The following is a 10018-nucleotide window of genomic DNA, read 5'->3' on the forward strand; positions in this document are numbered from 1 at the left end:
GTAGGGTGGGTGGAGCGCATCGATACCCACCAGCTGAGGTCAGCGATTGCGCAGGCGGATGCGGCGGAAGCGCGCTTCCAGATTGAACCGCTGCCCCAGCGCCAGGTAGAGCTGGTGTTGGCTATCCACATGGCGGTAAACCCGGACCCGGTCGGCGCCCAGCAACATCATGATTTCCAGATAGTTGAAGAAACCCATCCACTGGTAGCGCCCGCCGCGATCGTCAAAGTCGATGTCGCGGGCGACACGGCTGAGCAGGCCCTTGCCGACGTATTCGCGGTTGTCCTTCAGCCATTGCAGCAGGTGAGCCGCGCATTCGCGGCCATAAGCGGCATCGGCGGGAGCATCCTTGCTGGGCGCGGGCATTTGCCAGTAATGCGCATAGGTGCGGCCGGGGCAGAAGCGGACGAAGGGGAGCAGCGCTTCCTGCTGTTCCAGCGAGCGCAATTTGTAGCGACGACGACGGGGAAAGGTTTGAGCGTGATGCATGGTGTTTCTCCTGCTGTGACACAAGATAAACCACCTGCCGGGCAAGGCTGAGGTATTGGGCAGGCGCGTGGCAGGATTGGCGTACCGGACTGTCTCCAAACCGGCGAGTGCATGGCACTCCCCCACCATGCGCCTGCCAGATGGCGCGGCCATGGTAAAGCAGCCCGCGCAGCATGCTGCGTAGGCTACAAAATGGAGATGTGCCGGGACGCCAATCCCGGGTGCCGCATGTGGGCGGCAACGGGGGGATTGTTGCCGACCGGGTGCGGAGGGTCAAGGCGTGGAGGCAAGGCTTGCGCCAGCCACGGCGATGCCGGCGAAATTTTCCTTGTAATTCAATTGTTTCCCTAACCGGCTTTAAAAGCCCCGCGGCGGGCCGTGCGGCATCATGTAGCCATGACCCGCATATCCGACATCTCCTCCTTGCACTGGCAGCCGGCCTTGCAGGCCCGCGATCAGGCATCTCCCGCTGACATCGTCGAGAACCTCGACGACATCCATCAGGCCTTGCGCATCATCCTGGGCACGCCCAAGGGCAGCGATCCGCTGCGGCCGGAGTTTGGCAGCGATTTGTTCCATTACCTGGACTACCCGGTGGACCGTGCGCGGCCGCATGTGGTGCGCGAGGCGGTGGAGGCGATCAGCCATCCGCTGTACGGCGAACCGCGCGTCACGGTGGCGCGAGTGCTCTACAGCGTTGGCGGCAACGGCGACGCGCGGCTTACCGTGCAGTGGCGGCTGGCCGACGGCGTGATCCGCGAAACCGAGTTGCGGCTATGAGCGCGGTGGCGGCAAGCAAGGGGACGGCGCCCAATATCCTGGCCAAGGACGAGCGTTTCGGCCACCTGGCACAGCTCACTACCCGGCTGGGCGACGCCGATCTGAGCACCTTGCTGGTTTATCTGGTGGATCAGGTGGACGCCGGCTGGCTGCCGGCGCTGGCCGAGCAGTTCCATGTCGCCGGCGACGAGGGCTGGCGCTTGAGCCAGGGCGAGCGCCAGCGGCGCGAACTGATCAAGCAGTCCATCCACTTGCACCGCAGCAAGGGCACGCGCTGGTCCTTGCAGCAGGTGCTGGCCACGCTGGCCTTGTCCGGCCAGATCAGCGAATGGTTCGAATACGCCGGCAAGCCTTATCACTTCAAGATCCAGATCGACCTGGCCGCGCGCGGCATCGACGCCGCCACGCTGGCGGCGCTGGAAGCGATGATCAACGAGTACAAGAACGCCCGCTCGGTGCTGGAGCGGCTGGCGCTGGTGTTGAGCAATCGTAGCGCCGTGCCGGTGCTGGCGCTGGCCACCCAGGCCGGCGAGCTGGCCACGGTCTATCCCTTCCAGCCGGAGTCGCTGGAGCAAGGCGCAAGCTTGAGCGTCGCGCTGGCGCTCGACTGCGTGGAAACCGCCACCGTCTATCCATTTCAGCGCGCAGCGCTGCGCTAGCAGGCACCGGCAATGCTGGATCTGGCCTATGTCAGCGTCGAGACGGTCACGCTTTATCCCGCAGCATAAAACCTTTGAACCCTTCCCAGGAGCAATCGATGGCCAATGAGTTTTTCACGCTTCTCACCGCCAGCGGCAAGGCCAAGCTGGCGGCGGCGCAAGCCAACGGCGCGCCGCTGCAGATCAGCCAGATGGCGGTGGGCGACGGCGACAACGGCGGGTATTACACGCCCAGCGAGAGCCAGACCGCGCTCAAGCACGAAACCTGGCGCGGCGTGCTCAACCACCTGGCGGTGGATCCGAACAATTCCAACTGGGTGGTGGCGGAGGCGGTGCTGCCGGACACCGTGGGCGGCTTTTACATCCGCGAGGTGGGGCTGTTCGACAGTCGCGGAGATCTGATCGCCGTCGGCAAATTCCCTGAGAGCTACAAGCCGCTGCTGGCGGCCGGCTCCAACAAGCAGCTCTATGTGCGGATGATTCTGGAAGTATCCAACACCGCGGCGGTGACCTTGCTGGTGGACCCCAGCGTGGTGCTGGCCACGCGCTCGGTGGTGGAGCAGCGCATCGCCGAGGAGCTGGCGAAGCGGGATGCCAAGCCGCGGGATTTCCATCCGCTGCAAACCTTTCCGGCTCAGGCCTACCGCCGCAATGTGCTGATCAATGGAGGTTTTGACGTGTGGCAGCGCGGCGCCAGTCAGACCGCGAGCGGTTATGGCTCGGTGGACCGTTGGCTTTTGGATCTGGGGGGCGGCCCGCTTGGCGGCGCGACCTTGTCGCGGATGGATGCGAGCATTGCCGAGGCCGAAATCTTGGGGGCGACGACGAGCTTCATGCGTCTGACGCTGAGCAAGCCGCCGACCAGCAAGGTCAACGAGTACTGCCAGGTGTGTCAGCCGGTGGAAAACCTGCGCCGTTTTGCTGGCAAGCGTCTGACCTTGAGTTTCTGGGCTAAGGCGGATCAGCCACGCAAGATGGTGGCCTATGTCGAGCAGTGGCTGAAGAGACCGCCAGCCGCATCCGACAAGATCAGGGCGCTGGAGGCAAGCTCGGTGGAACTGACGACCCGCTGGCAACGCTTTGTCTTCTCTTTTTCCTCGCCCAGCTTGCAGGGCCGTGAACCGGGAAGCGAGGCGTCTTTAGCGGTTTTTCTTGGGGTGTCCTACAGCGATGCCTACCCGGCCTTGAATGCGATTACCGGCGCGCAAACCGGCACTTTCGACATTGCCCAGGTGCAGTTGGAGGAGAGTCCGGTGGCGACGCCGTTCGAGTACCGCAGTTTTGGTGAAGAACTGGCTTTGTGCCAGCGGTACTTTGAAAAAAGTTATCCGCTAAGTGATTTTCCTTCCAAGAATTATGGCGCAGGTTCTACCTCTGCACCGGCTATCGTCGGCAAAATGTTCCATTTGAATGTTGGGGTTGTTGGTGATAGGCAAATTAATATGACTATCCCATTTATGGTGGAGAAGCGTATTGAGCCGGCTATTGTGATTTATGACGGCTTGGGCGCGGTAGATAGAATGACCACAAATAATGGAAATGGCGTCATTCCAGTAAATAAATCGTGCTCTACCAAGTTTGTAAATATGATTCCCCCTGTTAGTCCAAGTATTAATTGGATTGCATGTCATTGGGTTGCTGATGCTGAGATTTAATTAATTGACAGGGAGAGTGAGAGTGAATGCCATGTATCGTTTAACTAACCAAGCAGATGGGGTGATTAGATCTGTTGATGGAGCTTATATCCCTAAAGGACATCGCTGGTGGGATGAGTATGAGCTCTGGTTGCAACAAGGTAATCAACCGGAGCCGCAGTTCTTGCTGTCGGAGTTACAAGAACAGTGGCTACGAGATATTGATGCCGCCACCGAGACCACCCGCAGCGCAATTTTCGGTAGTGAGCCGCGTCTGGCCGAATACCAGCGCGCCGCCGCCGAGGCGCAGGCGTTCAAGGACGCCGGCTACAAGGGCGAGGCGCCGCCGGCGGTGCGTTCCTGGGCCGAGGCCAAGGGCTGGGACGGCCGGCAGGCGGCGGACAGCATCCTGGCCAAGGCGGCCGCCTGCGAGCAGGCGCTGTACGCGATCCGCGACGCGCGCTTGAAGGGCAAGGAGGCGGTGCGTCAGGCCGCGGACGAGGCGGCGGCGCGCGCGGCGGCCGACGAAGCGGTGTCCCGGCTGCAGCAACTGGCCGCCGGCGACTTCGCCGCCGCGCCGGAAACCGAAGCCGGGCGCGCCGGCAATCTGTTCAAGTTCTTTTCCAAACGGCTTTAAAAGCCAGCCGGCGGCGTGATGATAGATCATGTCCTCATCCGCCGCTTCTTTAGGCCGCCGCGCCGGCCAGTAGCTGGCCGCCGGTCGCGGCGCTCCACTCAAGGACGTTCTCCCATGACCCCAGATTTGCCCAAGTTCATCGACGACGATCCGCATACCGTCACCGCCGAGTTGATCGACGCCTATCAGAAAATGAGCGGCAAGACACTCTATCCCGGCCAGGTGGAGCGCTTGTTGATCGACTTGATCGCCTATCGCGAAAGCGTGGCCCGCGCCGCTTTCAACGACGCCGGCCGCCAGAACCTGGTGGCCTTCGCCCGCGCGCCGATGCTGGATTACCTGGGCGAGCTGGTCGGCGTCAGCCGGCTGCCGGCCCAGCATGCGCGCTGCACGGTGCGCATCGTCTTCGCCCAGCCGCTGGCATTGGCGCAGGTGATTCCGGCGCAGACCCTGGTGGCCGGCGGCGGCGTGCAGTTCCAGTCGCTGGCCAGTCAGATCGCGCCGGCAGGCAGCGCCAGCGTCGACGTGCCGGTCAGCGCGGTGGAGGCCGGCGCCGCCGGCAACGGCTTCGTGCCGGGCCAGATCAACGCTCTGGTGGATGAGCTGGAGGTGGACGCCAGCGTGGTCAATATCGACACCAGCGCCGGCGGCGCCGACGCCGAGGACGACGAGCGCTTGCGCGCGCGCATCCGGCTGGCGCCGGAATCGTTCAGCGTGGCCGGCAGCGCTGCCTCCTATCGCCACCACGCGCTGCGCGCGCATCAGGACATTGCCGACGTGGCGGTGATCAGCGCCAGCCTGCAGCAGCAGAACGGCGAGCTGCAAAGCGCGAACCAGGTGCCGCCCGGCGTGGTGCGGCTCTACCCGCTGACCAAGACCGGCATGCCGTCGGGCAGCCTGCTCAATGTGGTGGCCGCCGCCTGCAGCGCCGACCGGGTGCGGCCGCTGACCGATCTGGTGGAAGTGCTGGCCCCGGAGGATTACGGCTACCAGGTGCGCGCGCGGTTGACGCCGTATCGCGACATCGATCCCAAAACGGTGCAGCAACAGGCGCAGGCCGCCGTCGGCGCCTTCGTGCAGGCGCAGGCGGAACGGTTGGGCCGCGACATCGTGCCGTCGCAGCTGATCGCCACCTTGTCGGTGCCCGGCGTTTACCAGGTGACTTTATTGGAGCCGGCCGCCACCCGGGTGGTGCCGCCGCAGGGCTGGTCGCACTGCACCGGCATCCAGCTGGAAATGACCGGAGGCCAGGATGGCTGACATTACCCCCAATCTGCTGGCGCGCGACGCGCGCTTCGGCCCGCTGGCCCGGCTCAGCGAGCGCCTCGGCGACATCGATCCCGGCGGTCTGCTGGTCTACCTAGTGGATGAGGTGAAGCCGGATTTGCTGCCCTTGCTGGCCGAACAGTTCCACATCGACGGCGACGAGGGCTGGCGCTTGACCCAGACCGAGCGGCAGCGCCGCGATCTGATCAAGCAGAGCATCGAGTTGCACCGCCACAAGGGCACCCCCTGGGCGCTGCGCGAAGTGTTCCGCATTCTCGGAGTGACGGTGGAATTGGAGGAGTGGTGGCAGCGCCGGCCGCCGGCCGCGCCCTACACCTTCGAACTGACCGCCTGGGCCAACGATAATCTGTTGCCCGGCCAGGCCTTGTTGAATCCAGAGCTTTACCGTCGGCTGCGACGCATGGTGGAGCTGGCCAAGCCGGCGCGCAGCACCTACCGCTTCAAGCTGGGCGCGCGCTTCAACGGCCGCCTGGGCCTGGCTTCCGCCGCCCAGGCGCGCGCGCTGATCCGCCGCCGCGCCGAAGCCGCGCCGATGCGGCTGGCGCCGCAGCAGCCGCTGACCCTTTCTTCCGCCGCGCAGATCTATGGCGTGGTCCACCTCAGCATGGAGGCATTGTTGTGAGCACCCCTTTGACACCTCTCATCACCTCGGCCGGTCTGGCCGCGATCTGGCGCGCCAGCAATGACGGCGTGTCCGCGCAGATCAGCCACATCGCTCTGGGCGACGGCGCTTACGCGCCGACGCAGGGCCAGACCGCATTGCGCAGCGAACAGGCGCGCTATCCGATCGCCGGCGGCAAACGCTTGGGCAATACCCAGATTCACCTGACCGCCATCGCCGACGACGCCAAGGCGTTCTGGGTGCGCGAGATCGGTTTCATGCTGGCGGACGGCACCTTGTTGGCGGTCTGGTCCGATCCCAAGGCGGCGCTGGCCTACAAGGCCGCCGACGTGCAGCTGCTGCTGGCCTACGACTTGGCCTTGAACGCGCTGCCGCCGGACAGCGTTACCATCCAGTCCAGCGGCGCCGATCTCAATCTGAGCCTGGCCAGCGAGTTGGCGGCTGTGGCCGCCGCCCAGATCAGCGAGGCCACCCGCGGTCTGGAGCGCGATGATCGCATCCGCGCGCAGGAGGACAAGCAGCAGGCGCTGGAACCGCAAGTCGCTGCGCTGCAAAGCCAAAGCCGGGCGTTGGAGCAGGAGCATGCCGCCGACAAGCGCGCCGGTTTGGAACTGGCCACCGCCAATGCGGCGGCGATTGTCAGTCTTCAGCATTGGTTCGTGAAACAGCGTTTGGGTGCTTGAGCGGGCGGATCGCGAGGGGAAGCGGGCAGCCAAGCGTTGCGGAGGAAACCATTTTTAGCCGCAGAGGCGAAATGTGCTGATGCTGTTGGCGCATTGCATGCGGCGACAGAGACCGCATCCAGCGTTTGCTGTAGGGCTTCCCCGTCTTAGCTCATGCGCACGCGTATTTCAGGTATGGGTATTAATTATTGAATTTATTAATTTAAATATTAAGTAATTGCGGGTTTGCCGCAGACGCGTGTGGGTAAAGACGGTTTGGATGTCAGCCGAAATGGCTGTGTGTTGTGGTTTGACTTTAAGGAGAAAAGAGATGAGCTTGGAAAGCAATGTTGCGGATCTGGTCAAGTCAGCGAATGCTCTGACCGGAGTTGTCAATGGCAAGATCGCCGCTATTGATAAGAGAGTGGATGTCCAAGTTGCAAAAATGGACAGCACAATGGCTAATTGGGGAACCACGACCAGCCAGATTCTGGAGGTGGGGCCGGGTAAGCCCTTCAAGACTATTTATGAGGCGTGGACATCCTTGAATGGCAAGGTGTTGCGGCATGATGTGAAAATAAAAGTGAGTGATGGAGTACACACCTGTCAGTCAATTTCTCTTTCAGGGCAGCCCTATGCTTATCGAATAAGGATTGAAGGCAATATCAAAAATCCGGAAGCATGTGTGCTTAAATTTGTACCGGATAGCGCCAAGCTTTCTCAGGGTGTGATTTTTAACGGAGTGCGGGGAGTGAATTTTAGTGGGTTTAAAATTATTGGAGAGAGCGATGTCGATAAAAATTTCACGTGGCGTGGTATTGCTCTGCAAAGAGGTGCTTATGTGCACTCCGATTCCAAATCTATAAAAATAGAAGGGGTGCATAATGGTGTTGAGCTGACTTATGGCAGTCTTTACTCTTGCCCTGGTTTAACGGTGGCAGGCTTTAGCGGTAATGGCGTGTTGGTGCATGATTTTTCTCGTGCGCTTTTTGATGATGTGACTCTGGAGGGAAAAGCAAAGCAGTTTGTAAGCACCAGACCTGATGGAGTTAAAGTAAGATCTATTGGGATTAAAGTAGACTATCAGTCTTTTGTGACGGCAAGTCGAGCTAATATTAGTCAATGCAGTGATACGGGTTGTCTTGCCAGCAATAATAGCGTTGTTTTCATATTCGGCGCACAAATCAGCGATTGTGCCAACTATGGCATCTACAGCAGTTCCGGCTCTAAAGTGCAGACTCCTCCGAGTTCCGGCGTGGTTTCCAATATCAAGGATTGTAAGGTAGGTATTGGAGCGCGATATCAAGGCGCAGTGTTCGGTGGCAATATTAAGATTCAAAATGCTGAGAAAGGAGTTTATGCGGACCTTGCCGGCCTAGCCCATGTGGTGGATAGCGCCGCCAGCTATTGTTCGATTATTGCCTACGAGGCAACCAAGGGGGGATTCATTGATGCGACAGGCAGCTCGGCCAAATCGATAGAAAACAAAGTCAAGTACTCTCCGGCGAGCAGCGGCGTGGTGGGCAACGCTAATGCAACCATTATTTTTAGCTAAGGATAATGCCATGGATTATATTGAAAATATTAATGAATTTAATGAAGAAATGACAGGTCAGGGTCAGGATAACGCCTGGGTTGATTACGCCGAAGGCACCGAGGTACCGGAGGTAAACCCTGATAGTTATCTACGAGCGGCGGCGGAAGGAAAAATTCTCAGCGCCTATACCATTCAGCAGCAATTGAATATTGTGCGTAGAGGGAAAAAGGAGGAGATTGAAGCAATGGGTAAGTTTATCGATGCGGTTCTGGCCTGGAGAAGTGGTGCTAACCCAGACTTTGAAGAGTTGGAGAAAATTCAACCCTGATTGGACGCGGTGAGTAAGAAGCCACTTGGGGAGGTGGCTTCCTTTGCTTTTTTAAAATGTTTTAAGATACAGCGCATTTTGCCAGTGCCAGAATGCCTCCTTGTCAGTCTCGAGGTCGTTCACTTACTTATTGCTGTGAACGAAAAGCATGGTCGGGCCTCAGGTCCCGGCCGAACTCTGTGATGAACCATTGGAGAGCATGATGAGCTTGGAAAGCAATATTGCGGAATTGGTGCAGGCGTCGAACGCGCTGACCGGCACGGTCAACGGCAAGATCGCCGATATCGACCGGCGCGTAGATGTCAAGGTTCAGCAAATGGAGGATTGGCGTAAGGAAAATACGCCGGAACGCCGCATCGTCATCGATTTCACCATTGGCGGCAGCAAGGATTTCTTTTATCCGGTGTGGTGGCGTTTGCGCGCTGCGGGGGAAAGTGGGACGCATCAAGTGTCCATCGTCCGTAATTATGCGTGGAACGGCGGGGAGAGCGAGCGGCCATTGAACGCGAGCAGCGTGCACCAGGCTGGATTGTTGCTGGAGATGGAAGGCAGCGACGTGGCGTGGGGCGGGGATGCCAAGTTCCTCGAAATCAAGCGCTTCAACGAAACCTATAATCCGACGGTGTCGCATGTCGCCCATGCGATGTATTGCAAGCAATATCGGATTGATGTGAACAAGCCGGCGTACAACAGCATCCCGGAGGGAACTCTGGCCGCCTGCAATATGGTGTTGAGCGGAGCCTATCTGCGTGGCGGCGGTTTGAACTATCGTGTGATTTCCAATCTGCCGCTGGACTTTGGCTTTCATGATGGGAAAGGGGAGGAGAGGGAGTTGGCGCGTTATGAACATGTCAATACCCGCTGGGTAGCCAGCCCTATTGCACTGGCTAGCCGCGTCGCGCCGCCGCAAACCCTGAACGCTTTCGTCGACGCGCCGACCGCTTAATTCCAGGAGACTCCGATGCTGATGATTGCCAAACTGCCTAACGGCATGATCAATGTGCCCGCCGACCAACTGGCCGAACTGGGCGTCGACGCGGCTACCGCAGGCCGCTTGATTCGCGAGGCCAAGCTGGCGCAACTGCGCGTTGAGCGCGACCGCCTGCTGGCGGCCTCCGACAAGACCCAGCTGCCGGACGCGCCGTACAATGCCGAGCAGCGCGTGGCTTGGCAGGCCTATCGCAAGCAACTGCGGGACATGCCCGAATCCGTGGCCGACATCGATCACGTAGCATGGCCGCATTGTCCGGCCTAAGGCCATAAAAAAACCCCGCCATCCGGCGGGGTTTGTCGTTTGCTGCCGCGGATCAGGATTTGGCCGGCGCTTCCCAGCCGCCGCCCAGCGCCTTGTACAGGCCCACCACCGCATTCAGCTGGTCCAGT

Annotated in this window: 12 protein-coding genes; 11 read left to right on the plus strand and 1 reads right to left on the minus strand. The window is 60.3% G+C overall.

Translation table 11 applies throughout. The features are described from left to right. Nucleotides 1–39: 39 nt before the first annotated feature. Nucleotides 40–489 (minus strand): hypothetical protein, encoded by a 450-nt coding sequence (locus tag JW897_RS14700; protein WP_048412711.1) that lies wholly within the window; start codon nt 487–489, stop codon nt 40–42. 396 nt (nt 490–885) lie between these two features. Here JW897_RS14700 and JW897_RS14705 point away from each other — a divergent pair, with 396 nt between their 5' ends. The 11 genes from JW897_RS14705 (at nt 886) to JW897_RS14755 (ending at nt 9890) form a co-directional block, all read left to right on the plus strand. Beyond that, complete coding sequence (locus JW897_RS14705) at nt 886–1269, plus strand: GPW/gp25 family protein (protein ID WP_048412710.1); 384 nt, start codon at nt 886–888, stop codon at nt 1267–1269. Further along, nucleotides 1266–1928: a phage tail protein I gene (locus JW897_RS14710; protein ID WP_082158733.1), complete on the plus strand. Its 663-nt coding sequence runs from the start codon at nt 1266–1268 to the stop codon at nt 1926–1928. The genes JW897_RS14705 and JW897_RS14710 overlap by 4 nt, the downstream gene beginning before the upstream one ends. A gap of 98 nt (nt 1929–2026) precedes the next feature. Beyond that, nucleotides 2027–3583, plus strand: a complete 1557-nt coding sequence (locus tag JW897_RS14715) for a phage tail protein (protein ID WP_205466727.1) — start codon at nt 2027–2029, stop codon at nt 3581–3583. Between the two features lie 130 nt (nt 3584–3713). Beyond that, nucleotides 3714–4199, plus strand: a complete 486-nt coding sequence (locus JW897_RS14720) for a hypothetical protein (protein ID WP_205466729.1) — start codon at nt 3714–3716, stop codon at nt 4197–4199. Nucleotides 4200–4313: 114 nt separating this feature from the next. After that, entirely contained in the window at nt 4314–5459 is a 1146-nt protein-coding gene (locus tag JW897_RS14725) for a baseplate assembly protein (RefSeq protein WP_205466730.1), read from the plus strand. Then, on the plus strand, nt 5452–6108 hold the full coding sequence (locus tag JW897_RS14730; protein ID WP_205466732.1) for a phage tail protein I: 657 nt from the start codon (nt 5452–5454) through the stop codon (nt 6106–6108). Before JW897_RS14725 ends, JW897_RS14730 begins: the two co-directional genes overlap by 8 nt. Next, nucleotides 6105–6791 (plus strand): phage tail-collar fiber domain-containing protein, encoded by a 687-nt coding sequence (locus JW897_RS14735; protein ID WP_338030574.1) that lies wholly within the window; start codon nt 6105–6107, stop codon nt 6789–6791. Before JW897_RS14730 ends, JW897_RS14735 begins: the two co-directional genes overlap by 4 nt. A 310-nt stretch (nt 6792–7101) precedes the next feature. Then, complete coding sequence (locus JW897_RS14740; protein WP_205466734.1) at nt 7102–8325, plus strand: right-handed parallel beta-helix repeat-containing protein; 1224 nt, start codon at nt 7102–7104, stop codon at nt 8323–8325. Nucleotides 8326–8335: 10 nt separating this feature from the next. Beyond that, nucleotides 8336–8635, plus strand: a complete 300-nt coding sequence (locus tag JW897_RS14745) for a hypothetical protein (RefSeq protein ID WP_205466736.1) — start codon at nt 8336–8338, stop codon at nt 8633–8635. 199 nt (nt 8636–8834) lie between these two features. Continuing rightward, nucleotides 8835–9581, plus strand: coding sequence for a hypothetical protein (locus tag JW897_RS14750; protein WP_205466738.1), 747 nt, complete (start codon nt 8835–8837; stop codon nt 9579–9581). A 15-nt stretch (nt 9582–9596) separates the two neighbouring features. Continuing rightward, nucleotides 9597–9890, plus strand: a complete 294-nt coding sequence (locus JW897_RS14755; RefSeq protein ID WP_053077194.1) for a tail fiber assembly protein — start codon at nt 9597–9599, stop codon at nt 9888–9890. Nucleotides 9891–10018 lie beyond the last annotated feature (128 nt).

Source organism: Chromobacterium alkanivorans, assembly GCF_016937655.1.
Classification (GTDB): domain Bacteria; phylum Pseudomonadota; class Gammaproteobacteria; order Burkholderiales; family Chromobacteriaceae; genus Chromobacterium; species Chromobacterium alkanivorans.

Coding starts and splice junctions, on each gene's coding strand:
- JW897_RS14705 (WP_048412710.1), top strand. CDS start 886: ATGACCCGCATATCCGACATCTCCTCCTTGCACTGGCAGCCGGCCTTG.
- JW897_RS14755 (WP_053077194.1), top strand. CDS start 9,597: ATGCTGATGATTGCCAAACTGCCTAACGGCATGATCAATGTGCCCGCC.
- JW897_RS14725 (WP_205466730.1), top strand. CDS start 4,314: ATGACCCCAGATTTGCCCAAGTTCATCGACGACGATCCGCATACCGTC.
- JW897_RS14750 (WP_205466738.1), top strand. CDS start 8,835: ATGATGAGCTTGGAAAGCAATATTGCGGAATTGGTGCAGGCGTCGAAC.
- JW897_RS14710 (WP_082158733.1), top strand. CDS start 1,266: ATGAGCGCGGTGGCGGCAAGCAAGGGGACGGCGCCCAATATCCTGGCC.
- JW897_RS14715 (WP_205466727.1), top strand. CDS start 2,027: ATGGCCAATGAGTTTTTCACGCTTCTCACCGCCAGCGGCAAGGCCAAG.
- JW897_RS14745 (WP_205466736.1), top strand. CDS start 8,336: ATGGATTATATTGAAAATATTAATGAATTTAATGAAGAAATGACAGGT.
- JW897_RS14730 (WP_205466732.1), top strand. CDS start 5,452: ATGGCTGACATTACCCCCAATCTGCTGGCGCGCGACGCGCGCTTCGGC.
- JW897_RS14740 (WP_205466734.1), top strand. CDS start 7,102: ATGAGCTTGGAAAGCAATGTTGCGGATCTGGTCAAGTCAGCGAATGCT.
- JW897_RS14700 (WP_048412711.1), bottom strand. CDS start 489: ATGCATCACGCTCAAACCTTTCCCCGTCGTCGTCGCTACAAATTGCGC.